Consider the following 24,662-nt stretch of genomic DNA (forward strand, 5'->3'; position numbering starts at 1 on the left):
CTCTCCCGTTGGGGAGAGGGTCAGGGTGAGGGGAAATTACTCCGCCTGCTGTTTCTTCGCCGCGCGCTTCGCTTTGGTCGCGGCCGCTATTTTTTGGGTCTTGGTCGACGGTTTTTTCGCTTTACGAGCGTCTTTTTTTGCCGCCTTGGGCTTCTGTTTCTTCTCGCCACGGAAAGCGCTGTCTGGCTCAAAGTTTACTCTTTTACCTGCCTGACGTCGCTTGCCGCCCGCTTTACCGTTGCCACCTTTTTTCGCTTTCTCACGCTCGGTTTTCCCGACGTTACGCGGCGCGCGCTCGCTGGAGATCAGGCTGAAGTCGATTTTACGGTCGTCCATATTCACGGCTTCAACCTTCACTTCCACCCGATCGCCCAGACGGTAGGTCTGGCCGCCGGATTCGCCGATCAGACGTTGTCCGACCTGGTCGAAGCGGTAGTAATCGTTATCGAGGCTGGAAACGTGCACCAGACCGTCGATAAACAGCTCATCCAGACGCACGAAGAAGCCAAAGCCGGTGACGCTGGCAATCACGCCTTTAAAGATATTACCCACCTGATCCAGCATAAAGTCACACTTCAGCCAGTCCGCCACGTCGCGCGTTGCTTCATCCGCACGACGCTCGGTCATGGAACAGTGCTGGCCCAGTTGCAGCATCTCTTCCATGGAGTAGTGATACCCTCCGGTTTCGGTCGTATTGCCTTTATGACCCTGCTCGTGCGCCAGCAGATACTTGATCGCACGGTGCAGGGACAGATCCGGATAACGGCGGATCGGCGAGGTAAAGTGCGCGTACGACTGTAAGGCCAGACCAAAGTGGCCCCGGTTTTCCGGATCGTAAATCGCCTGCTTCATGGAGCGCAGCAGCATGGTTTGCAGCATTTCCGCGTCAGGACGATCGCTGATGGATTCCAGCAGCTCGGCGTAATCGCGTGGCTCAGGCTTATTACCGCCAGGCAGCTCCAGGCCGAGTTCAGCCAGCACGGAGCGGAACGAGGTTACGGCTTCCGTGGTTGGCTTGTCGTGAATACGGAACAGCGCAGGCTCTTTGGCTTTCTCAACGAAACGTGCCGCCGAGATGTTCGCCAGGATCATACACTCTTCAATCAGCTTGTGCGCATCGTTACGCTGGGTCTGCTCGATACGCTCGATACGACGCTCAGCGTTAAAGATAAACTTCGCCTCTTCACTCTCAAACGAGATCCCACCGCGCTCTTCGCGCGCCTGATCCAGCGTTTTGTAGAGGTTGTGCAGCTCTTCGATGTGTTTGACCAGCGGCGCGTACTGTTCGCGCAGATCCTGATCGCCCTGCAACATATGCCAGACCTTGGTATAGGTCAGGCGCGCATGAGAACTCATCACCGCTTCGTAGAACTTATAGCCCGTCAGACGTCCCTTGCTGGAGATGGTCATTTCGCAGACCATACACAGGCGGTCCACCTGCGGGTTGAGGGAACACAGGCCGTTGGAGAGCACTTCAGGCAGCATCGGTACAACCTGCGACGGGAAGTAGACCGACGTACCGCGGCTGCGCGCTTCGTTATCCAGCGGCGTGTGTGGACGCACGTAGTAGCTCACATCCGCGATAGCCACCCACAGACGCCAGCCACCACCACGTTTTTTCTCACAATATACGGCATCATCGAAGTCACGGGCGTCTTCACCATCAATGGTGACCAGCGGCAGATCGCGCAGATCCACGCGGCCTGCTTTGGACTCTTCCGGCACTTCTTCACGCAGGTTTTCGATCTGGTCTTCAACCGCTTTCGGCCAGACGTACGGAATTTCATGGGTGCGCAGCGCCATATCGACGGCCATGCCGGTGCCCATGTTATCGCCCAGCACTTCAACGATTTTACCCACCGCTTTTGTGCGACGAGTTGGGCGCTGGGTGAGTTCAACCACCACCACAAAGCCCATGCGTGCGCCCATTACCTCTTCAGGCGGGATGAGAATGTCGAAGCTCAGACGGCTGTCGTCCGGCACCACAAAGCCTACGCCCGCATCGGTAAAGTAACGGCCAACGATCTGGCTGGTTTTCGGCACCAGCACGCGGACCACGCGCGCTTCGCGGCGGCCTTTACGGTCTGCACCCAGCGGCTGCGCCAGGATCTGGTCGCCGTGAATACACATCTTCATCTGTTCGGATGAGAGGTACAGGTCGTCTTTACGGCCTTCCACGCGCAGGAAGCCGAAGCCATCGCGGTGACCAATAACGGTGCCTTTCAGCAGGTCGAGGCGTTCTGGCAGCGCGTAGCACTGGCGACGAGTAAAGACCAGCTGCCCGTCACGCTCCATGGCGCGCAGGCGGCGGCGAAGGGCTTCAATTTGCTCTTCACCTTCAATGTTTAATTCAACGGCAAGTTCTTCACGATTGGCGGGTTTTTCGCGTTTTGTTAAGTGTTCAATGATGAACTCGCGGCTGGGGATAGGATTCGCGTATTTTTCGGCTTCGCGTTCCTGGAAAGGATCTTGTGACATGTCGGTTCCTCCGTTGTCAGCTCCGGTGGAAATTTTCTTCATTCCACCAGCAATAATTTATAAAGCGGTTGATTCTCTTCAACCAAATCGGCCAGCGTGTAGTTATCCAGTTCCTTGAGAAAACTTTGCACGGCCTTTGAAAGCGCCTGCTTCAGGCGGCAAGCGGGCGTAATGTGGCAGAACGCGCTGCTACAGTTCACCAGAGAGAGCGGCTCCAGTTCACGTACCACATCGCCAATACGGATACTCTGTGCCGGTTTACCGAGACGGATCCCTCCATTCTTCCCGCGGACGGCAGCAACGTATCCGGCACGACTAAGTTGATTGATTATTTTGACCATATGATTACGGGACACACCGTACACCTCTGTGACTTCAGAGATGCTGGTCATCTTCCCATCGGGTAACGACGCCATGTAAATCAGCGCGCGTAAGCCGTAATCGGTGAAACTTGTTAACTGCACATCAACCTCAGGAAAAAGGGAAAACGCGGTTAAACCGCAGAGATATTCATTAATGATGATAAACCAGCCAGATAGTTAGCGGCTAATTTATTTGACAGACGGGGCGAAAAAGCGGAGATCCAGGAGCGGTCGCCGGATGGCGCTGCGCTTATCCGGCCTACGGGTTTCCCCGCAGGCCAGCAGTCACGAAGATTATGCGTCGAACGGGTCGCGCAGGATCATCGTTTCAGTACGATCCGGGCCGGTAGAAATAATATCGATCGGCACTTCGGTCAGTTCTTCAATGCGCTTGATGTAGTCCAGCGCGGCTTTTGGCAGGCCACTACGCTCTTTCACACCGAAGGTGGTCTCAGACCAGCCCGGCATGGTTTCGTAGATTGGCTCAATGCCTTCCCAGTCGTCAGCAGCCAGCGGAGTGGTGGTCACTTCGCGGCCATCTGGCATGCGGTAGCCAACGCAGATTTTCACTTCTTTCAGGCCGTCCAGTACGTCCAGCTTGGTCAGGCAGAAGCCAGACAGGGAGTTGATCTGCACTGCGCGACGTACGGCAACGGCGTCCAGCCAGCCGGTACGACGACGACGACCGGTGGTCGCGCCAAACTCGTTACCCTGCTTGCAGAGGAACTCGCCGGTTTCATCAAACAGTTCGGTCGGGAATGGACCCGCACCCACGCGTGTGGAGTACGCTTTGATGATGCCCAGAACGTAATCCACATAACGTGGACCCAGACCAGAGCCGGTCGCCACGCCACCCGCGGTGGTGTTAGAGGACGTAACGTACGGATAGGTACCGTGGTCGATGTCCAGCAGGGTACCCTGCGCACCTTCGAACATGACGAAATCGCCACGCTTGCGCGCCTGGTCCAGCAGATCGGACACATCAACAACCATACCGGTCAGAATGTCTGCAATCGCCATGACGTCATCCAGCACTTTCTGGTAGTCAACAGCGTCAGCTTTGTAGAAGTTCACCAGCTGAAAGTTGTGATATTCCATCACTTCTTTCAGTTTTTCAGCGAAGGTCGCTTTGTCGAAGAGGTCACCGACGCGCAGACCGCGACGAGCCACTTTATCTTCGTATGCCGGGCCGATGCCACGACCGGTAGTGCCGATCGCTTTCGCGCCACGCGCTTTTTCACGCGCCACGTCCAGCGCCACGTGATAGTCCAGGATCAGCGGGCAGGCTTCGGAGAGCAGCAGACGCTCACGAACAGGGATACCACGGTCTTCCAGACCTTTCATCTCTTTCATCAGCGCAGCAGGAGACAGCACAACGCCGTTACCGATGATGCTGGTGACGTTTTCGCGAAGAATGCCTGATGGAATAAGATGGAGGACGGTTTTTTCACCGTTGATTACGAGAGTATGGCCTGCGTTGTGACCGCCCTGGTAGCGTACAACATATTTAGCCCGTTCAGTCAGAAGATCAACAATCTTCCCTTTACCTTCGTCACCCCATTGGGTGCCCAGTACGACGACGTTGTTACCCATTTTTTTCAAAATCACCGTTTGCTTAAAAATGGATTCTACCATCGCTTTTTCAGATATACAGCACTTTTTGACCCTAAAATATGCCAATTGCGGTTAGTTTTTGATCAGCCAATCGTTTTCCTCAACATGTAGTAGATAACGATACCAGCAACCACAAGACCACCGCCAAAACGACGCAAAATATTATCCGGCAGTTGGCTCATGGTGGCGATCATCCGGCGCCATGCGCGCGGATAAAGCATCGGGCCGAGGCCTTCCAGCACCAAAACCAGGGCCAGCGCGAGCCAGATCGTTGAATTCATTTTTGTTCCTTATAAAAGAAAACCACCGCTCCGTGAAGAGCGGTGGTTTGAATACTCAAACGAGCCTGAGTTTATCGCGTTGCGTTGGTCGGCGTCTTCATATAACGGAAGAAATCGCTGTCCGGGCTGAGCACCATCACATCCTGGTTGCTCTTGAAGCTATTCTCGTAAGCGCGCAGGCTACGAATGAAGGCATAGAAGTCCGGATCCTGGCTGAATGCATCAGCAAACAGTTTCGCGGCTTCGGCATCACCTTCACCGCGCAGGATACGACCCTGGCGCTCAGATTCCGCCAGCGTCTTGGTGACTTCATAGTCCGCTGCCGCGCGCAGTTTTTCCGCTTCTTCCTGACCCTGTGAACGGTGACGACGGGCTACCGCTTCACGCTCGGCGCGCATACGGTTGTAGATCGCCTCGGACACTTCCGCTGGCAGGTTGATCTGCTTGATGCGCACATCAACCACTTCGATGCCCAGCGCCGCCATACTGTTCGGGTTGATCACCGGCACTTTACCGTTGGTTTCAGCCTGAACACGTTCAGCCGCTTTGGCAATCGCATCGTCTGCCGCCGGGGTTTCAACTTCATCCTCGGTGCCCGCAGAGCCGGAGTTCAGCGCATCACGCACTTCCAGCGTCAGACGACCACGGGAGTCGGTCACAATGTCTTTCACATCCAGACGACCAATTTCAGAACGCAGACGGTCAGAGAACTTACGTTTCAGCAGCACTTCTGCCTGAGAAACGTCGCCACCCCCGGTTGCCAGGAAGTAGCGGCTGAAATCGCTGATGCGCCATTTGATATAGGAATCAACGATCAGGTCTTTCTTCTCTTTGGTCACGAAACGATCGGCCTGGTTATCCATGGTCTGGATACGCGCATCGAGCGTTTTCACTGACTGAATGAACGGGATCTTAAAGTGCAGACCCGGCTCATAAATCACCGGACGCTTGTCGCCGTCACGCACGACGCTGCTGAACTGGAACTTGATCCCACGCTCGCCCTCTTTCACCACAAAGATGGAGGTGTAGAGCACGACCAGTACAATGATGATGATCGCAATAACTGACTTACGCATCCTTATTCCCCCTGACGCTGGTAGTCGTTACGCTGCGCGTTGGCACGGCGTTGGTCCATAATGTCACCATCGTTCGAAGAAGGCGTTGTGTTCGCACTGGCGCTGCCAGACGAGGCCGGTGGCAGACGCAGCAGGTTGTTCGCACCGCTGTTGTCTTTTGCTGCCGGTGCAGAACCGCCTTTCAGCATCTGATCCAGCGGCAGGACCATCAGGTTTCCGCCTTTGTTGTCGTTAACCAGCACTTTACGCGTATGGCTCAGCACTTTTTCCATGGTCTCGATATAGAGACGCTCACGGGTAATTTCCGGCGCGGCTTTATATTCCGGCAGGATCTTCGCGAAGCGAGCCACTTCACCCTGTGCTTCCAGGATGGTCTGGGTCTTATACGCACGCGCTTCTTCCAGTATACGCTGCGCCTGACCGTTTGCACGCGGCTGAACTTCGTTGGTGTACGCTTCCGCTTCACGGATGTACTGCTGTTCGTTTTCACGCGCGGCAATCGCATCGTCAAAGGCGGCTTTCACCTCTTCCGGCGGACGTGCAGCCTGGAAGTTGACGTCCAGCAGGGTGATACCCATGTTGTACGGACGGATGGTCTCTTCCAGCTCACGCTGGGTATCGCTACGAATAACGGTACGACCTTCGGTCAGGATACGGTCCATGGTGTATTTACCGATCACGCCACGCAGGGCGCTGTCGGTCGCCTGACGCAGGCTGTCATCGGCGCTGGTCACGCTAAACAGATAACGTTCCGGATCGGTCACGCGGTACTGTACGTTCATCTCAACGCGCACCACGTTCTCGTCAGAGGTCAACATCACGCCAGAGGCGGCCAGTTCACGGACGGACTCCACGTTAACCGCGGTCACGTCATCAATGAAGGTCGGCTTCCAGTTCAGGCCCGGTTCAACCAGATGGCTGAACTTACCGAAACGGGTGACCACACCGCGTTCTGCTTCTTTAATGGTGTAGAACCCGCTGGCTGCCCAGATGATTACTACCGCAGCGGCGACAATGCCCACCACGCGGCCACCCATTGGCGGGCGCGGACTCTGAGTGGAATTGCCACCCGAGCCAGAACCTTTTCCTCCGCCAAGGCCACCAAGCTTTTTGCTCAGTTTGCGGAAGATATCATCCAGATCCGGCGGCCCCTGCTCGCGACCACCTTTGTTGCCATTTCCCCCAGAGTTGCCGCCTTGATTATTGCTGCTTCCCCACGGGTCGCGGTCTTGTCCGTTATTACCGGGCTGATTCCACGCCATGTATATGCTCCATATTTGTTATGCAAGGGCGAATTTTTCAGGCTTCCCCTTTCTGATCAGACGATATAGTCCGCCAGCGCAGGTTCTTGTTTACAGAGGCGACGCCAGTCAACGATCGGCATACGCACCTGCATCCCCACGCTGCCGTCATCCTCCATCCACTCTTTTTCTATCGCCTGAAGCTGATAAAACCGGCTGCGCAGCCTGCCTTCCTGTGGCGGCAGTCGCAGCGTGTGCTGAGCTACCTCACCGGAAAGACGTTCTGTCAAAGCCTGGAAAAGCAGTGGCACACCAATCCCGGCCTGAGCAGACAGCCAGACCCGAATCGGTTTGTTCTCTTCGTCTCGGTCAATACGCGGTTCAAAATCGTCCAGCATATCGATCTTGTTCATCACCAACAGGGTGGGAATTTCGTGGGCGTCGATCTCTTCGAGCACCACGTTCACCGCGTCGATGTTCTCCTGCACGCGTACGTCAGCCGCATCAATCACATGCAGTAGCAGGGTCGCCTGACGCGTCTCCTGCAACGTCGCTTTAAACGCCGCGACCAGATCGTGCGGCAGATGGCGAATAAACCCTACGGTATCCGCCAGCACAGTTTCACCCACGTCTGCGACGTCAATACGGCGCAGGGTTGGGTCCAGGGTCGCAAACAGCTGGTCTGCGGCATACACCTGGGCCTCGGTTATCTGGTTAAACAGGGTGGATTTACCGGCGTTGGTATAGCCCACCAGCGACACCGTAGGAATGTCGGCTTTGGTTCGCGCCCGACGCCCCTGCTCGCGCTGTTTCTCTACACGTTCCAGACGTGAAAGGATCTGGGTAATACGCCCACGCAGTAAACGGCGGTCGGTTTCGAGCTGGGTTTCACCCGGGCCGCGCAAACCAATCCCGCCTTTTTGTCTTTCAAGGTGTGTCCAGCCACGCACCAGACGCGTCGCCAGATGGCGCAACTGCGCCAGCTCAACCTGCAACTTACCCTCGTGGGTACGCGCACGCTGAGCAAAAATATCTAAGATCAACCCCGTGCGATCGATAACACGGCATTCGCAGAGAGCTTCCAGGTTACGTTCCTGAGCCGGAGACAGCGCATGATCAAACAGCACAACAGATGCGCCGGTTGCTTTTACGGCATCCGCAATTTCTACTGCTTTACCTTCACCTACAAAATACTTCGGGTGCGGCGCTTTACGGCTACCGGTAATCACCTGCATTGCTTCGACACCGGCGGAAGAGACCAGAGATTCAAACTCCTGGAGGTCTTCCATATCTTTGTCTTGCGAAAAATAGATGTGTACCAGCACCGCCTGCTCACCGGCGTCATAACGGTCAAACAAGCGTAAACCTCTCTAAAAAGATCAGCGGGGAACGCAGGATCCCTGGCTCCCCGTGTGGAAAACAGCCCAAAACCTTATTCGGTTTCTTCGCTGTCCTGCGCTGGTGTTGAAGAACCCTGCGCGTTGCTGCCATGATGGTAGTTACTGCCAGTGCTGCCGCCAGCGTTATTGCTGTGATGAGATACCGGACGGGACGGAACAACAGTAGAAATCGCGTGCTTGTAGACCATCTGGCTGACCGTGTTTTTCAACAGGATCACGAACTGATCGAAAGACTCAATCTGACCTTGCAGCTTAATACCATTCACCAAATAAATAGAAACTGGAACACGCTCCCGACGCAATGCGTTCAGGAACGGATCTTGTAAAGATTGCCCCTTAGCCATTCTATCTTTTCCTTATATGCTTGTTTTGTACTTAGAACCTTGCGATTCTGAAAAATTGCGCACGATACGGCTTAATTGTACACATTCAGTCAGCGATATCACCAATAACCTCAATCACTTCGTTTAACGCCTGTTGTGGTTTTTCACTGTCTAACCAGTGAACCCCCTTCCAACCGCGTAACCAGGTGATCTGGCGCTTCGCTAACTGTCTCGTGGCGCAAACACCTCGATAAACCATTTCATCGTATGAAATCTCGCCTTCAAGATACGACCACATCTGGCGGTACCCCACACAACGAATGGAAGGCATGTCCGTATGCAAATCTCCACGGGCAAAAAGCGCCCGCACTTCTGCTTCAAAATCTGAAGCCAACATCTGATGAAAACGCTGCTCAATTCGTTGATGGAGCAGTTCACGGCTCGCCGGGGCGATGGCGAACTGATGCACCTGATACGGCAGAGCGTCTCCTGACGTTTGCGTCAGTTCCGTTAAAGTTTTACCCGAAATGAAAAAAACTTCCAGTGCCCGGGAAAGCCTTTGCGGATCGTTTGGGTGGATCCGCGCTGCGGCAACCGGGTCAATCTCTTCCAGTTGCCTGTGCAAAACGTCCCACCCCTGCTCTGCCGCCTGCCGCTCAATCTTCGCTCTCACTTCCGGATCGGCCGATGGCAGAGGCGATAACCCCTCCAGCAGCGCCTTAAAGTAGAGCATCGTGCCGCCAACTAACAGCGGTATGCGTCCCGCGGCGGTAATCTCGGCCATCTCGGCTAAGGCGTCGCGGCGAAAATCTGCCGCGGAGTAAGCCTGTGCCGGGTCGAGAATATCCAGTAAACGGTGCGGTGCCGCACGCAGTTCGTCTGCGTTGGGCTTCGCCGTGCCGATGTCCATCCCTCGGTAGATGAGGGCTGAATCAACGCTAATCAACTCTACTGGCAAAACTTTACGTAACTCAATGGCTAACGCCGTTTTGCCGGAGGCCGTTGGCCCCATTAGAAAAATCGCCTTTGGCAGGCTCGCCTTACTTACATCAGTCATGTTTCAGGGCGGTCATCGCCGTTTGTAAATCAACAGGTTGTAACAAGCCACCTGGAGGTGCTTTCACCAGCTGTGGACAGAGGCGTTCTACCTCCGCCAGAACGGTAATCGCCTGCGCCATACTCCACGGCGAATGTTCGCTGGCCAGATGGCGGGCGATCCACTGCGCGGTATCGGCGGCATCAAACGTCGTTTGCTGCGCCAGGTAGCCTATCAGTTCAGGAATCAAGTTTTGTAAATTTTGTTGGCGTAAGGGTAAAGGCACTGCGCGAATTGTCACATGCTGCGCGTCCAGTACGATTTCAATCCCCATTTCGGCCAGTTGCGTCTGCACGCGCCGCAAAACCCCTGTTTCTTCAGGGGTTATTTTCAGGCGAACAGGAATCAACAGCGGCTGCGCGCAGGCGGCATTCACCCCCGGAGTTAACTGCGCCTGTTTGAGCCAGCGCTCCGCCACGGAAAGCGCCAGTAGCAGCAGTTTTCCCTCGCGTTCAAGCAGCGCCATGTCGGGAGCAACAATGGTCAGTACCCGACCAAAACTCTGGCTATGTCCATCCAGCGAAGGCGTTGAAACTATGATCTGCTCTTTATGCTCAACGGACGGGGTATCCAGCAGCTTGCGGTACAGCGCCCCCTGCTGTTTTTGATAGCCCGGCTGGACGTTGGGATAGTTGGCACCGGTTGGTCGCGGCGCGTTGCCCGCCGAGGATAAACGTGGAGCAGCCGGCTCGCGCGCGACCGCCGGTTCAGCAAAATGGTTACGCCCGGCCGCCACGCGGTTTTCCGGCAGTGGGCGCGGCGCGGGCGCTTCTTTTGCCAGCGGCAACTCTGGCTTTGCCTGCTGCTGCAATACAGCGGCAACGCCCTGGTAGATGAAATCATGCACCAGGCGCGACTGGTGGAAACGCACCTCGTGCTTGGCGGGGTGCACGTTAACGTCAACCTGGTGCGGGTCGATCTCCAGATAAAGCACAAAGGCGGGCTGTTGATCGGCGCCGAGCTTATCTTCGCAGGCCTGTCGAATAGCGTGGTTAATCAGGCGGTCGCGCATCATGCGGCCGTTGACGTAGCAATACTGAATTTCTGCGAACGCGGCGCTGCTGGCGTTCGGATCGGCAACCCAGCCACGCAGGGCCAGATCGCCATGCTGCCACTCAATGGCCAGCGCCTTTTCCAGAAACGGTGTGCCGCAGATGGCGCCCAACCGACGCTCCTTTTGTCCACCCTCCGCCACCGCGCGATACTGGCGCATCACCTTACCGTTATGGCTGAGGTTGAGGGTGACATCAAAGCGCGCCAGCGCGATGCGGCGGATGATCTCGTCGATATGTCCGAATTCGGTCTTCTCGGTTCGCATAAACTTGCGCCGGGCGGGCGTGTTATAGAAGAGATCCAGCACTTCAAGCGTGGTGCCTACCGGGTGCGCCGCAGGTTTAACCGTGACGTCCATATCGCGCCCTTCGGCGTAGGCCTGCCAGGCTTCCTGCTGGTCGGCCGTGCGGGAGGTCAACGTTAAGCGGGAAACGGAGCTGATACTGGCCAGCGCTTCGCCGCGAAAACCCAGGCTTATAATCGCTTCCAGATCGTCAAGTGAGGCAATTTTACTGGTGGCATGACGCGCCAGCGCCAGCGCCAGTTCGTCCTTTTTGATGCCACAGCCGTTATCACGAATGCGAATAAGCTTTGCGCCCCCGCGTTCGATATCGATATCAATGCGGGTCGCCCCTGCATCGAGGCTGTTTTCCACCAGTTCCTTCACCACCGACGCAGGGCGTTCCACCACCTCACCGGCGGCGATTTGGTTCGCGAGCTGCGGCGGTAGAACCTGAATCGGCATGAACTCTCCTTAATTAGTCGCGGTCATTTCACCCGGCAGCGCGGCGCTTGCCGTCTGGGCTGCCCCGCCCTGCGGCGCAGACTGAAGCGGATGCGCGTCAAAGTATTTACGCAGACCGTTATAAATCGCTTCGGCAATTTGCTGCTGATAGCTGTCGCTTCCCAGTAAACGCTCTTCACCATGGTTACTGATAAAGCCCGTCTCTACCAGAATCGACGGGATATCCGGCGAACGCAGGACACCAAGGCTTGCATGCTCCGGGCGACGCTTATGCAGCGATCCAATGCTTTGCAGCTGGCTCAGTACGTTAGTGGCGACATCATACCCGACGCGCTGAGAATGACCGAACTGTAAATCCAGCACCGCCTGGCTGAGATACGGATCGGCCTGGCTGTTTGCCAGCACATCGCCTGCCCCGCCTAACAGTTCAGATTGCTTCTCGTGCTCTTCAAGCCAGTTCGCCATTTCACTGTTGGCTCGACGGTTCGACAGCACCCATACCGACGCGCCGGTGGCGTTACGGTTCGGCGCAGCATCCGCGTGAATCGACACCAGGAAGTTGGCGTTTTGCTTACGCGCCACATCCGAGCGTCCCATCACTGAAATAAAGTAATCTCCGTCGCGGGTCATGACCCCTTTAAACATCGGATCGTCATTCAGAAGCGCACGCAGCTTACGGGCAATGGCGATAGTGACGTTTTTCTCCCGCGTGCCGCCCGGGCCAATCGCGCCAGGATCTTGCCCGCCGTGTCCGGCGTCGATGGCGATAATCACTTTGTCGCCACTGACCGGTGTTCGCCGCGCGCTGACCGCCGGACGCGTCACCGTGTTGCTGCTGGTCACGGCGGTAAGTCGGTCATTTTGTGATTTAAACGGATTACGGGCTGGCTCAGACGGCCTTGGGGTATAAACCGGCGCTTCCACGCGTTTTGCTACAACAGGTGCAGGCGGTGGCGGCGGCGGAACATCAGCATTAATGGTAAAGACCACCGTATAATTGGCGCCGTTTTGCTGCTTAACCGCCTTCGTTTTGCCCTTTTCGGTGAGATCGACCACCAGACGCAGAGACTGCGTATCCTTCGGCGTTCCCGAACGGATGCTTTTCACCAGATTGTTGCCGCTGAACTGGAGCGGCAGCCCCTGGATCACCCCGGTCTGTTTAATATCGAGCGCCACGCTGCGGCTGTCGATTTGTGAGAAAGCATATTCAGGATCGCCCATAAAGCTGAACGTAATGCGGGCCTGGCTATCGCCATTCGACACCTGAATATCCGAGAGGCTGGCCGCCCCGACCTGCGCGCACAGCAGGACCGTGGCAGCCAGCACCCAACCTTTAACGCGATTAATCATCCCGTTATCCCTACGCTCAACCGGCTAAACGCGCCAGTAAGGAACAGCCTGATGAGGAAACCGCACTGATGCGTGCCTCACGCCCTTGTGCCTGGTAATCTAAGTGAATTTCGACATCCGGGTCAGGCAGCACACCCGCACCTTGTTGCGGCCACTCCACCAGGCAGATGGCGTCGTTGGCAAAGTAATCGCGGATCCCCATAAATTCCAGCTCCTCCGGGTCCGCAAGACGATATAAATCAAAGTGGTACACCATGATATTTTCAAGCGTGTACGGTTCCACCAGCGTGTAGGTCGGGCTTTTTACGTTCCCGTTATGGCCTAACGCCTGCAAAAAGCCACGGCTGAAGGTTGTTTTCCCCGCGCCTAAATCACCATACAGATAAATGACGGTCGCCCCCTGACAGGCCTGCGCCACGCGCTTGCCGAGATCTAAAGTGGCTTGTTCATCAGGTAAAGGAATCGCTCGATTAGTCATTTTCTACGTCAATCACATCCGGGTTAACAACACGCCGCAGCGTGCAAAAAAGATCGGTGGCCAGCATACCGCGCGTTCCGTAACGAGCAGCCAGCCTGTCAGCCGCCGCACCGTGGGCCACGCAGCCCGCACAGGCTGCATCATAAAGGGGAAGTTTCTGTCCGAGCAATGCGCCAATGATGCCAGAGAGCACATCGCCCATGCCGCCGCTCGCCATGCCTGCATTACCGGCATCAACGATGCCCATCGCATCATCGCTGGCGATAATGGTTCCCGCCCCTTTCAAAACGACAACACCTCCGTAACGTTTTACCAGACGTTGGGCTGAAAGTAAGCGATCGCTTTCAATTTCTGCCACGCTACAGTTAAGCAGCCGTGCGGCTTCGCCGGGGTGCGGCGTCAGAATGCGATTGTGACGCTTATCCGGGTTTATTGCCAGAAGGTTAAGCGCGTCGGCATCCCAGAGCATCGGTTTACGAAAATTCTCGGCCTTTTGCAGGGCCTGTTTACCCCACTCCTGCTGACCCAAGCCCGGACCAATGACCACCACGTCCGCCCACTCAAGACCCTCTTCAATCGCCTGCGGGGTAAGCTCGTGGACCATCAGCTCCGGCCGCGCGGTAATAATGGGCGGAATGTTTTCGCTGCGGGTCAGCACGCGTATTAATCCGCCGCCGCTGCGCAACGCGGCCTCTCCGGTCATTCGAATCGCACCTGCCGTGCCATGATCGCCACCAATAATCAGCAGTCGGCCATGGTCACCCTTATGGGAGGTGGGACGACGCGGCGGTAGCCACTGTGCAAGCTGGGAGGCATCAAAGCGGGTGATATGGGTATCCTGTCCGATCAGCCAGTTTTCCAGCCCCAGGGCGTTGTGGTGTAACGTGCCCACGACATCCCGCGCTTTCCCGGTAAGCAGCCCCGGCTTCAGGGCGATAAAGGTCACGGTGTGCGCCGCCTCAATCGACACGCCCGGCGTCGCGCCGGTTTGCGCCATCAGGCCGGAGGGAATATCCAGCGCTACCACCGGGGCGGGGTGCGCATTAGCGCGCGTAATCAGCGCGGCGACGTCATCGCGAGGCGCGCGCATCAGTCCCGTCCCCAGCAGACCATCAACAATCACGTCGACATCCTCGGGCCAGATAATATCAGGCGCATGAATAATGCCCCCCGCATTCAGCCAGGCCTCTCTCGCCATGCCAGCCTCTTCCGGTAGCGGCTTGTCGCTCTCCAGCGCCATCAGGGTGACGCGCAGCCCCGCCGCCACCGCAAGACGAGCCACCACATAGCCATCGCCACCGTTATTGCCGTGCCCGCACAGGATCAGATAGTGCGAGGCATCAGGATAAGCCGTGCGCGCCACGTTAAACGCCGCCTCGCCCGCGCGCTGCATCAGTTCGTAAAGGGTAATGCCGAGGCTATCTGCGGCCTCTTTCTCGGCCCGACGGAGGTCATCCGCATGCCAGATGGAATGTGGTATACTTGCGGGGTTTTTCTTCACAGTATGGTCCGTCATGTCACAGCCCCTCGATCTCAATGAATTAGCGCAAAAAATAAAACAGTGGGGTGCTGAACTGGGCTTCCAGAAGGTCGGTATTACTGACACCGACCTCTCTGCCAGTGAGCCTAAGCTCCAGGCATGGCTGGATAAACAATACCACGGCGAGATGGAGTGGATGGCGCGTCACGGTATGATGCGTGCCCGCCCCCACGAGCTGTTGCCGGGTACGCTGCGCGTTATTAGCGTACGTATGAACTATCTGCCTGCTAACGCGGCCTTTGCGCGCACGCTAAAAAATCCTTCGCTGGGTTACGTCAGCCGATACGCGCTGGGGCGTGATTACCATAAACTTCTGCGCAACCGTCTAAAAAAGCTCGGGGAAACCATTCAGCAGCACTGTGTTTCGCTGAATTTTAGACCCTTTGTCGATTCTGCGCCTATTCTTGAGCGCCCGATCGCCGAAAAAGCCGGGCTCGGCTGGACAGGTAAGCACTCACTTATCTTAAGCCGCGACGCGGGCTCATTCTTTTTCCTGGGTGAACTACTGATTGATTTACCTCTGCCGGTAGACAGTCCGGTGGAAGAAGGTTGTGGCCGCTGTGTGGCCTGTATGACCATCTGCCCAACGGGCGCGATTGTCGAACCGTATACCGTTGATGCGCGCCGCTGTATCTCTTATCTCACTATCGAGCTGGAAGGCGCTATTCCAGAGGAGTTTCGTCCGCTTATTGGCAACCGCATCTACGGCTGTGATGACTGTCAGCTGATTTGTCCGTGGAACCGTTATTCACAGTTGACGGACGAAGAAGACTTCAGTCCGCGCAAGGCGTTACATGCCCCGCAGTTGATCGAACTGTTCGCCTGGAGCGAAGCCTGGTTCCTGAAGGTGACGGAGGGTTCCGCCATACGTCGTATCGGCCACCTGCGCTGGCTGCGTAATGTGGCCGTTGCGCTGGGGAATGCCCCGTGGGATGAGGCAAATCTTCAGGCGCTCGAAAGCCGCAGAGGTGAGCACCCACTTCTTGATGAGCACATAGAATGGGCGATTGCGCAGCAAATTGAGAAGCGAAATGCCGGCGTGGTTGAAGTGCAGTTACCGAAGAAACAGCGCCTGGTCAGGGTGATTGAAAAAGGGCTGCCGCGGGATGTGTGATATATTCACAGGCTGTGAATAAAAATAAGAATTCAGGCGCCATCAGCTCTGGCAAACAGGTCAAGTGATCTCAATAACATTTTGAAATCAAATTTTCTTCATAAATTACAGGGAATTACGAAGATATTATTCACCCTGCTAACATTTCGTAGAGACTGGTTTTATCACGATTTCTGTGGATAACTCTGTTCACAAGAGTATTTCAGATATAATAGAAAACGTCCCCAACGAAGCACTTCGCTGTGGATAATCTGGAGATGAAGAAGAATTTGGAGCGGGAAACGAGACTCGAACTCGCGACCCCGACCTTGGCAAGGTCGTGCTCTACCAACTGAGCTATTCCCGCTGGGGGGTTCTGGTGCTGGCGTATCTTGCGATACTTTTCAAATTTTGGAGCGGGAAACGAGACTCGAACTCGCGACCCCGACCTTGGCAAGGTCGTGCTCTACCAACTGAGCTATTCCCGCTTGGGTGTTCTGGTGCTGGCGTATCTTGCGATACTTTTCAAATTTTGGAGCGGGAAACGAGACTCGAACTCGCGACCCCGACCTTGGCAAGGTCGTGCTCTACCAACTGAGCTATTCCCGCAAATCTGTACTGCTTTTGTTGCTGTCGTAACGTGTAATTCTCTGTCGTTACGGGAGGCGCATTATACGAGAAATCCGTTTAGCTGCAACCCCCCTCAAAGCGATTTTTTTGAAATTCAGTTCAAGTGCTTATTTAATCGGCAAGCTGAACAATTTAGCGACAAAAACCCGGCCACGCAAGGCGCCGGATCGCAAAATCAGAGCTTAATAAAGTTTTCGCGATAGTACGCCAGCTCCGCAACAGACTCACGGATGTCATCCATCGCCTGGTGCGTCCCCTGCTTTGTGAAGCCGTCGAGAATTTCCGGTTTCCAGCGGCGGGCCAGCTCTTTCAGGGTGCTCACATCCAGATAGCGGTAGTGGAAGTAGGACTCCAGCTCCGGCATGTACTTAAACAGGAAACGACGATCCTGACCAATGCTGTTGCCACAGATAGGCGATTTTCCTGCCGGCACCCACTGCTTCAGAAATTCAAGCGTCGCCAGCTCCGCTTCGCGGTCGCCCAGGGTGCTGGCCTTCACGCGTTCCACCAGCCCGCTGCCGGTATGGGTACGCACGTTCCACTCATCCATCAGCGCAAGCTGGTCATCGGACTGGTGCACGGCAATCGTTGGGCCTTCCGCCAGAATATTGAGGTTGGCATCGGTGACCAGTGTGGCGATCTCAATAATGCGATCGCGCTCGGGATCAAGGCCGGTCATCTCCAGATCGATCCAAATCAGGTTGTTTTCGTCCGCGCTCATGTTATTTTCCACCCTTCTCGCATAACCGGCAGTAGCAGGTTAACTAGTATTAATTAGAGTGTATCATAGAGGTTTTGCCCGCTACGGGCGACCAGGAGCCAGCGCGATTGAGTAAAAATAAACTCTCCAAAGGGCAGCAGCGCCGCGTGAATGCAAATCACCAGCGCCGTCTTAAAACCACTACGGAGAAGCCCGATTACGACGACAACCTGTTTGGCGAAGCGACAGAAGGCGTTGTGATTAGCCGCTTCGGCATGCACGCCGATGTCGAATCTGCCGACGGGGATATCCACCGTTGCAATATCCGTCGCACCATCCGTTCCCTGGTGACCGGTGACCGCGTGGTCTGGCGTCCAGGCAAAGAGGCGGCAGAAGGGGTAACGGTTAAAGGTATCGTTGAAGCCGTGCATGAACGCACGTCGGTTCTGACCCGTCCGGATTTCTACGACGGCGTGAAGCCCATTGCCGCCAACATTAACCAGATCGTGATCGTTTCGGCGATTTTGCCTGAGCTTTCACTCAACATTATTGACCGTTATCTGGTGGCCTGCGAAACGCTACAGGTTGAGCCGCTTATCGTGCTGAATAAAATCGATCTGCTGGATGACGAGGCCATGGCCTTTGTCAATGAGCAGATGGATATTTACCGCAACATTGCCTATCGCGTGTTGATGGTTTCCAGCCGCACCAAAGACGGCCTGAAGCCGCTGGAAGATGCGCTAACCGACCGCATCAGCATCTTTGCAGGGCAGTCCGGCGTGGGTAAATCCAGCCTGCTTAACAATCTGCTCGGCCTTCAGCAGGAGATCCTGACCAACGATGTGTCGGACGTCTCCGGGCTGGGCCAGCACACCACCACCGCCTCACGTCTCTATCACTTCCCGCACGGCGGCGATGTGATTGACTCCCCGGGCGTGCGTGAATTTGGTCTCTGGCACCTCGAGCCGGAACAAATCTTTAACGGATTTGTCGAATTCCATGACTATTTAGGCGCTTGCAAATACCGCGACTGTAAACATGACAACGATCCGGGCTGCGCCATCCGCGAAGCGGTGGAGAACGGTGAAATTGCGGAAACCCGTTTCGAAAATTACCACCGCATTCTCGAAAGCATGGACCAGGTAAAAACGCGTAAAAACTTTTCTGATTCTGATAACTGACAACTAAGCTAAGCGTCGCTAAAATCGTCCCCTTTTTTCAGGTTCCGGCAGCGTAATGCCGGATCAGGAACGACAAAACAATGGCCTGGAGGCTACCTTGTTAAACTCATTTAAACTTTCGCTTCAATACATTCTGCCGAAACTGTGGCTCACTCGCCTGGCGGGCTGGGGCGCGAGCAAACGAGCGGGCTGGCTGACCAAACTGGTCATCGACCTGTTCGTGAAATACTACAAGGTCGACATGAAAGAAGCGCAGAAGCCGGATACGGCAAGCTATCGTACCTTCAACGAATTTTTTGTGCGTCCGCTGCGCGACGAAGTGCGTCCGCTGAATACCGACCCGAACGTGCTGGTGATGCCAGCGGACGGCGTGATCAGCCAGCTGGGTAAAATTGAAAACGACAAAATTTTGCAGGCGAAAGGCCATAACTACAGCCTGGAAGCGCTGCTGGCCGGTAACTACATAATAGCCGATCTGTTCCGTAACGGGACTTTCGCGACCACCTATCTCTCCCCGCGCGATTACCACCGCGTGCATATGCCGTGTAACGGTATTCTGCGCGAGATGATCTACGTGCCGGGGGATCTGTTCTCCGTCAATCACCTGACGGCGCAAAACGTTCCTAACCTGTTTGCCCGTAACGAGCGCGTCATCTGCCTGTTTGATACTGAATTTGGCCCAATGGCGCAGATTCTGGTGGGTGCTACCATTGTAGGCAGCATCGAAACCGTCTGGGCGGGCACCATTACTCCGCCACGCGAAGGCGTGATCAAGCGCTGGACCTGGCCTGCCGGCGAAGAAGAAGGTTCTGTGGCCCTGCTGAAAGGTCAGGAAATGGGCCGCTTCAAGCTGGGCTCAACGGTCATCAACCTGTTCGCTCCGGGCAAAGTTAACCTGGTCGACGAGCTGGAAAGCCTGTCCGTGACCAAACTCGGCCAGCCTCTGGCAGTATCGACGGAGGTCTTTGCAACACCAGACGTTGCGCCAGCCCCGTTGCCGGAAGATGAGATCAAAGCCGAGCACGACGCCAGCCCGCTGGTTGACGACAAAAAAGACGAAGGCTAACAACAGAAGGATCGCTGACGTGCGCCCGATTATCGTATTACTGATGGCCTGGTGCCTCAGCATGGGGGCGTACGCAGCGACGGCCCCCGACGCCAAACAGATAACCCAGGAGCTGGAGCAGGCAAAAGCGGCAAAACCCGCTCAGCCGGAGACCATTGAGTCGCTCCAGTCTGCACTGAACGCGCTTGAGGAACGAAAGGGTTCCCTTGAGCGCGCGCAGCAGTATCAACAGGTTATCGACAATTTCCCCAAACTCTCTCAGACCCTGCGCTCGCAGCTAAACAACCTGCGCGATGAACCACGCCAGGTCCCCGCGGGGATGACGTCCGAGGCGCTGAATCAGGAGATCCTGCAAGTCAGCAGCCAGCTGCTGGAAAAAAGCCGTCTGGCGCAGCAGGAGCAGGAACGGGCGCGTGAAATTGCCGATTCCCTCAGTCAGCTTCCACAGCAGCAAACCGATGCCCGCCGTCAGTTAAATGAGGTGGAACGCCGCATCGGGACGCAGACAGGCAGCACACCGCAGAATCAGGCGCAAAATCTTGGGTTGCAGGCGGAATCCGCCAGACTAAAAGCCCTGGTTGATGAACTGGAGCTGGCGCAGCTTTCCGCTAACAACCGCCAGGAGCTGTCGCGGATGCGTTCCGAGCTGGCGCAGAAGCAGAGCCAGCAGCTGGATGCGTATCTCCAGGCGCTGAGAAATCAACTCAACAGCCAGCGTCAGCGTGAAGCTGAACGTGCTCTGGAAAGCACAGAGTTACTGGCCGAAAACAGCGCTAACCTGCCCGACAGCATCGTCGCCCAGTTTAAGGTTAACCGCGAGCTTTCTGCTGCGCTGAATCAGCAGGCGCAGCGCATGGATTTGGTGGCCTCGCAGCAGCGTCAGGCTACCAATCAAACCCTTCAGGTTCGTCAGGCACTCAACACGCTGCGTGAACAGTCCCAGTGGCTTGGCTCGTCTAACCTGTTGGGCGAAGCGTTACGCGCGCAGGTGGCCCGTCTGCCAGAGATGCCAAAACCACAGCAGCTTGATACGGAGATGGCGCAGCTGCGTGTTCAGCGTCTTCATTATGAAGATCTCCTCAACAAGCAGCCGCAAATCCGCCAGATCCGTCAGGCTGACGGACAGCCGCTCACCGGCGAGCAAAGTCGTATTCTGGAAGCGCAGCTGCGCACCCAACGCGAACTGCTCAATTCCCTGTTGCAGGGGGGCGATACGCTGATCCTTGAGCTGACCAAGCTGAAAGTCTCGAATAGCCAGCTGGAGGATGCGCTGAAAGAGGTCAACGAAGCCACGCACCGTTACCTTTTCTGGACGTCCGACGTGCGGCCGATGACCTTCGCCTGGCCGATTGAGATCGTGCAGGATCTGCGCCGCCTCATTTCGCTGGACACCTTTAGCCAGCTGGGCCTCGCCAGCGTAATGATGATAACCAGTAAGGAGACTATCTTCCCGTTGCTGGGGGCGCTGATTCTGGTGGGCTTCAGTATTTATTCCCGTCGTCACTTTACCCGTTTCCTTGAGCGCTCCAGCGCCCGAGTGGGAAAAGTAACCCAGGATCACTTCTGGCTGACGTTGCGTACGGTGTTCTGGTCAATTCTGGTCGCGTCTCCGCTGCCGGTGCTGTGGATGACGCTCGGATACGGACTGCGTGAAGCCTGGCCCTACCCGCTTGCCGTCGCGATTGGCGATGGCGTGACCGCCACCGTTCCGCTGCTGTGGGTGGTGATGATTTGCGCCACGTTTGCGCGGCCAAATGGTCTGTTCATCGCTCACTTTGGCTGGCCGCGTAATCGCGTTGCGCGGGCGATGCGTTACTACCTGATGAGTATCGGGCTGATTGTGCCGCTGATTATGGCGTTGATCATGTTCGATAATCTCAATGACCGGGAGTTCTCCGGCTCGTTGGGACGGCTGTGCTTTATGCTGATCTGCGGGGCGTTAGCGGTAGTGACGCTCAGCCTGAAACGCGCCGGGATCCCGCTCTATCTCGACAAGACCGGCAGCGGCGATAACATGTTAAACCGTCTGCTGTGGAACCTGCTGCTCAGCGCGCCGCTGGCGGCGATGCTGGCGGCAGCGGTCGGTTATCTCGCCACGTCGCAGGCGCTGCTCGCCCGACTGGAAACGTCGGTGGCCATCTGGTTCCTGCTGCTGGTGGTCTACCATGTTATCCGCCGCGGCATGCTGATCCAGCGTCGTCGTCTGGCGTTTGACCGTGCTAAACATCGTCGCGCAGAAATTCTGGCCCAGCGCGCGCGGGGTGAGGAAGAGCCAAACCACGTCAACAGCACCGAAGGGACTACAGACGCTGATGACGTCGAACTGGATCTGGATGCGATAAGTACTCAGTCCCTGCGGCTGGTACGCTCAATTCTGATGCTGGTTGCCCTGCTGTCGGTGATCTACCTGTGGTCAGAAATCCACTCCGCGTTTGGCTTCCTGGAGAACATCTCTTTATGGGATGTGACATCCACGGTGCAGGGAGTCGAAAGCCTGGAGCCCATCACCTTAGGGGCCGTGCTGATTGCGATTCTGGTGCTGATCATCACCACCCAGCTGATACGTAACTTCCCTGCCTTGCTGGAGCTGGCGCTGTTGCAGCATCTGGATTTAACCCCAGGCACAGGCTATGCCATCACCACCATCACCAAGTATTTAATCATGCTGTTTGGTGGGCTGGTCGGCTTCTCGATGATTGGTATCGAATGGTCAAAACTGCAATGGCTGGTTGCCGCCCTGACCGTAGGCCTGGGCTTTGGTTTACAGGAGATTTTTGCCAACTTCGTTTCTGGTCTGATCATTCTGTTTGAAAAGCCGATTCGAATTGGTGATACGGTGACCATCCGCGATCTCACCGGCAGCGTCACCAGGATCAACACCCGTGCCACCACCATCAGCGACTGGGACCGTAAAGAGATCATCGTCCCGAACAAGGCATTTATCACCGAGCAGTTTATCAACTGGTCGCTGTCCGACTCCGTCACGCGTGTGGTGCTGACCGTACCCGCTCCGTCGGATGCCAACAGCGAAGAGGTGACGCAGATCCTGTATACGGCTGCTGAACGCTGTTCGCTGGTAATCGACAACCCACCGCCGGAAGTCTTCCTGGTTGATTTGCAGCAGGGGATCCAGATTTTCGAGCTGCGTATCTACGCCGCCGAGATGGGACACCGTATGCCGCTGCGCCATGAGATCCACCAGCTGATTCTGGCTGGCTTCCGCGAGCACGGAATTGATATGCCGTTCCCACCGTTCCAGATGCGTCTGGAAACGCTGGACGGACGTAAGACGGGAAGAACGTTGACGTCAGCGGCGCGTACGCGCCCGGCGGGAAGTTTGTAATCCTTTCCCCCTCCCCATCGGGAGGGGGTCAATCCTTTATGCCACTTCTGCTACACAGGCCGTCGAGCGACGACGGTAATGCTCATAAATCCCCATTGCCAGCAGCGAGAAGAAGATCGGTCCGCCAACCATCCACAGCGTGCTGTTCCAGTCATTTGCCTCAACAACGGGCTGAATGACGGTAAAAATGTTGGCGAACGCGACGACCAGCACCACAACAGTGGTCGCCAGCAGCGTCGCCGCACGGGTTTTGAAGATCACAAACGGTCGTTCCAGATCCTGCTTCGCCTTAAAGAACGGGAACGTCAGGGTCAGGAACAGATACGGAAGCGTCATCGATACGTTTGCCATCAGGGTCAGCTTGTTATAGAACGCCGACGCGGTATCACCGCCGAAGGACACCAGCAGAATGAACACGCACACCAGCATGCACTGCATCCACATCGCGTTGGCAGGCATACCGGCAGCGTTCAGCTGAGTCATACGTGCAGGCCACAGCGCCTTTGGCGTCCCCTGAATAATCGCTTTCAGCGGCGAGTAGATCAGCGTGAAGAACGCGCCAGTATAGGCGAGGAACATCGACAAACCGGTAATCCGCGCAAACCAGATCCCCAGGGTGGCCGACGTTTCCGGCGCGAGATCCATGGCGTTGCCCAGCGTCACCCCCAGGCTTTTCATCAACACGTAGGTAATGTTGCCGAGGTTGGTAGTGTTATTGCTCAGTACCTGCTGCCAGTTGGTGCTGACGCCCCAGAGGAAAATCGCCAGTGAGTAGCCAATGGATATGACGATGGCGGCAAAGATAATGCCTTTGGCGAAGTTCTTTTCCGGATTTTCGGTTTTGTCGACCAGGCCGCCCACGGCTTCAATTCCACCGTAAGCAAAGATGGCAAACACCACGAAGGAGAGCATGGCCAGTCCGGACTGGTAACCCGGATTAGGCGATGAAACGAAGTTGACTTCCTGTGCGAAATGCCCGCCGTTCAGGCACAGAATGGCGATGCTGACCAGCAGCAGCACCAGGTTCAGGCACATCACGGAAATACCGCCAACGGCAGTGATACGGGCAATTTTGTTGATGCCTTTCGAGGCCACCAGCGTGACCACCACCATCCAGCACACCGCCAGAATACCGACCACCTGCGTGGAGCTCAGCCCCGCCAGAGACCAGACCTGCGTTTTATCCGCACCGAAGAGAAACGTTGAGAACGGCACCCAGACCTTGGCCGCCGTGCTGACCATCCAGACGACGTAGGATGAAAACCACATGAACGTACCGATAAACGCATAACGCGGACCGACGCTGTTGTTCATCCACGAATAGATGCCACCCTCTTCTTTCCGGTACGCCGAGCCCATCTCCGCCATCATCAGCGCAAACGGGATAAAGAAGAACAGAGCGGAAACGATATAAAACGGCGTCGCGCTGTAGCCCATCAGATAAAACGCGGACGGGCTATTGGCAAAGCCAAAGACTGACGTAAAAATCATCAGAATGAGCCCGGTAAGGGTCATTTTTTTGAGTGAGTGAGACATATAACCATCCGAAACGGAATTAAACTGCGCGGATGGTAGCAGATGACCAGACAAATATTGTGGCTATCCGAGGCAA

General features: G+C 56.0%; 19 protein-coding genes and 3 tRNA genes. 4 read left to right on the forward strand and 18 right to left on the reverse strand.

Annotated features, from left to right (window positions below; genetic code table 11):
- Window positions 1-36: 36 nt before the first annotated feature.
- The 13 genes from rnr to nnr all read right to left on the reverse strand — a co-directional run bounded on the left by rnr (window position 37) and on the right by nnr (window position 15,013).
- Window positions 37-2,478: a ribonuclease R gene (gene rnr / locus ACOTYB_RS02100; RefSeq protein ID WP_023315260.1), complete on the reverse strand. Its 2,442-nt coding sequence runs from the start codon at window positions 2,476-2,478 to the stop codon at window positions 37-39.
- 38 nt (window positions 2,479-2,516) lie between these two features.
- The gene (gene nsrR, locus ACOTYB_RS02105; RefSeq protein ID WP_003855998.1) at window positions 2,517-2,942 is read right to left on the reverse strand and encodes a nitric oxide-sensing transcriptional repressor NsrR; all 426 of its coding nucleotides are present in this window, start codon (window positions 2,940-2,942) and stop codon (window positions 2,517-2,519) included.
- Window positions 2,943-3,134: 192 nt separating this feature from the next.
- Complete coding sequence (locus tag ACOTYB_RS02110) at window positions 3,135-4,433, reverse strand: adenylosuccinate synthase (protein ID WP_032628076.1); 1,299 nt, start codon at window positions 4,431-4,433, stop codon at window positions 3,135-3,137.
- A 104-nt stretch (window positions 4,434-4,537) separates the two neighbouring features.
- A complete protein-coding gene (locus ACOTYB_RS02115) occupies window positions 4,538-4,735 on the reverse strand; it encodes a DUF2065 domain-containing protein (RefSeq protein ID WP_003855996.1) in 198 nt (65 codons plus the stop codon).
- Between the two features lie 71 nt (window positions 4,736-4,806).
- The gene (gene hflC / locus ACOTYB_RS02120; RefSeq protein ID WP_003855994.1) at window positions 4,807-5,811 is read right to left on the reverse strand and encodes a protease modulator HflC; all 1,005 of its coding nucleotides are present in this window, start codon (window positions 5,809-5,811) and stop codon (window positions 4,807-4,809) included.
- A gap of 2 nt (window positions 5,812-5,813) precedes the next feature.
- The gene (gene hflK, locus ACOTYB_RS02125; protein ID WP_003855992.1) at window positions 5,814-7,073 is read right to left on the reverse strand and encodes an FtsH protease activity modulator HflK; all 1,260 of its coding nucleotides are present in this window, start codon (window positions 7,071-7,073) and stop codon (window positions 5,814-5,816) included.
- Between the two features lie 56 nt (window positions 7,074-7,129).
- A complete protein-coding gene (gene hflX / locus ACOTYB_RS02130; RefSeq protein ID WP_003855991.1) occupies window positions 7,130-8,410 on the reverse strand; it encodes a ribosome rescue GTPase HflX in 1,281 nt (426 codons plus the stop codon).
- A 74-nt stretch (window positions 8,411-8,484) separates the two neighbouring features.
- On the reverse strand, window positions 8,485-8,796 hold the full coding sequence (gene hfq, locus ACOTYB_RS02135; protein ID WP_220153520.1) for an RNA chaperone Hfq: 312 nt from the start codon (window positions 8,794-8,796) through the stop codon (window positions 8,485-8,487).
- A gap of 85 nt (window positions 8,797-8,881) precedes the next feature.
- Window positions 8,882-9,832: a tRNA (adenosine(37)-N6)-dimethylallyltransferase MiaA gene (miaA, locus tag ACOTYB_RS02140; protein ID WP_003855989.1), complete on the reverse strand. Its 951-nt coding sequence runs from the start codon at window positions 9,830-9,832 to the stop codon at window positions 8,882-8,884.
- Window positions 9,825-11,669 carry a DNA mismatch repair endonuclease MutL gene (gene mutL / locus ACOTYB_RS02145; RefSeq protein WP_220153519.1) on the reverse strand — a complete coding sequence of 615 codons (1,845 nt, stop codon included), beginning with the start codon at window positions 11,667-11,669 and terminating at the stop codon, window positions 9,825-9,827. The genes miaA and mutL overlap by 8 nt, the downstream gene beginning before the upstream one ends.
- 9 nt (window positions 11,670-11,678) lie before the next feature.
- Window positions 11,679-13,019, reverse strand: coding sequence for an N-acetylmuramoyl-L-alanine amidase AmiB (amiB, locus tag ACOTYB_RS02150; RefSeq protein WP_003855985.1), 1,341 nt, complete (start codon window positions 13,017-13,019; stop codon window positions 11,679-11,681).
- 16 nt (window positions 13,020-13,035) lie between these two features.
- Window positions 13,036-13,497, reverse strand: coding sequence for a tRNA (adenosine(37)-N6)-threonylcarbamoyltransferase complex ATPase subunit type 1 TsaE (tsaE, locus tag ACOTYB_RS02155; protein ID WP_003855970.1), 462 nt, complete (start codon window positions 13,495-13,497; stop codon window positions 13,036-13,038).
- On the reverse strand, window positions 13,490-15,013 hold the full coding sequence (gene nnr, locus ACOTYB_RS02160) for a bifunctional ADP-dependent NAD(P)H-hydrate dehydratase/NAD(P)H-hydrate epimerase (RefSeq protein WP_104468742.1): 1,524 nt from the start codon (window positions 15,011-15,013) through the stop codon (window positions 13,490-13,492). The genes tsaE and nnr overlap by 8 nt, the downstream gene beginning before the upstream one ends.
- Between nnr and queG the strand changes: the two genes are divergently transcribed.
- A complete protein-coding gene (gene queG / locus ACOTYB_RS02165) occupies window positions 15,012-16,151 on the forward strand; it encodes a tRNA epoxyqueuosine(34) reductase QueG (RefSeq protein WP_003855966.1) in 1,140 nt (379 codons plus the stop codon). The genes nnr and queG overlap by 2 nt on opposite strands.
- Before the next feature lie 270 nt (window positions 16,152-16,421).
- Here the strand turns inward: queG and ACOTYB_RS02170 are convergent.
- The 4 genes from ACOTYB_RS02170 to orn all read right to left on the reverse strand — a co-directional run bounded on the left by ACOTYB_RS02170 (window position 16,422) and on the right by orn (window position 17,481).
- A tRNA-Gly gene (locus ACOTYB_RS02170) sits at window positions 16,422-16,497 on the reverse strand.
- Between the two features lie 45 nt (window positions 16,498-16,542).
- A tRNA-Gly gene (locus ACOTYB_RS02175) sits at window positions 16,543-16,618 on the reverse strand.
- Between the two features lie 45 nt (window positions 16,619-16,663).
- A tRNA-Gly gene (locus tag ACOTYB_RS02180) sits at window positions 16,664-16,739 on the reverse strand.
- A 196-nt stretch (window positions 16,740-16,935) separates the two neighbouring features.
- The gene (gene orn, locus ACOTYB_RS02185; RefSeq protein ID WP_003855965.1) at window positions 16,936-17,481 is read right to left on the reverse strand and encodes an oligoribonuclease; all 546 of its coding nucleotides are present in this window, start codon (window positions 17,479-17,481) and stop codon (window positions 16,936-16,938) included.
- Window positions 17,482-17,588: 107 nt separating this feature from the next.
- On the opposite strand from orn, the gene rsgA reads away from it, so the two are divergent.
- The 3 genes from rsgA (at window position 17,589) to mscM (ending at window position 23,050) form a co-directional block, all read left to right on the forward strand.
- A complete protein-coding gene (gene rsgA, locus ACOTYB_RS02190) occupies window positions 17,589-18,641 on the forward strand; it encodes a small ribosomal subunit biogenesis GTPase RsgA (RefSeq protein WP_220153518.1) in 1,053 nt (350 codons plus the stop codon).
- A 97-nt stretch (window positions 18,642-18,738) separates the two neighbouring features.
- Window positions 18,739-19,707, forward strand: a complete 969-nt coding sequence (gene asd, locus ACOTYB_RS02195) for an archaetidylserine decarboxylase (protein ID WP_409248699.1) — start codon at window positions 18,739-18,741, stop codon at window positions 19,705-19,707.
- A gap of 19 nt (window positions 19,708-19,726) precedes the next feature.
- Window positions 19,727-23,050: a miniconductance mechanosensitive channel MscM gene (mscM, locus tag ACOTYB_RS02200; protein WP_220153517.1), complete on the forward strand. Its 3,324-nt coding sequence runs from the start codon at window positions 19,727-19,729 to the stop codon at window positions 23,048-23,050.
- Window positions 23,051-23,086: 36 nt separating this feature from the next.
- Here the strand turns inward: mscM and yjeM are convergent, their stop codons facing one another.
- A complete protein-coding gene (gene yjeM, locus ACOTYB_RS02205; protein ID WP_220153516.1) occupies window positions 23,087-24,586 on the reverse strand; it encodes a glutamate/gamma-aminobutyrate family transporter YjeM in 1,500 nt (499 codons plus the stop codon).
- Between the last annotated feature and the right edge of the window lie 76 nt (window positions 24,587-24,662).

The sequence above is a fragment of the Enterobacter cloacae complex sp. IR5450 genome (assembly GCF_049238665.1).
GTDB classification, from domain to species: Bacteria; Pseudomonadota; Gammaproteobacteria; order Enterobacterales; family Enterobacteriaceae; genus Enterobacter; species Enterobacter hormaechei_C.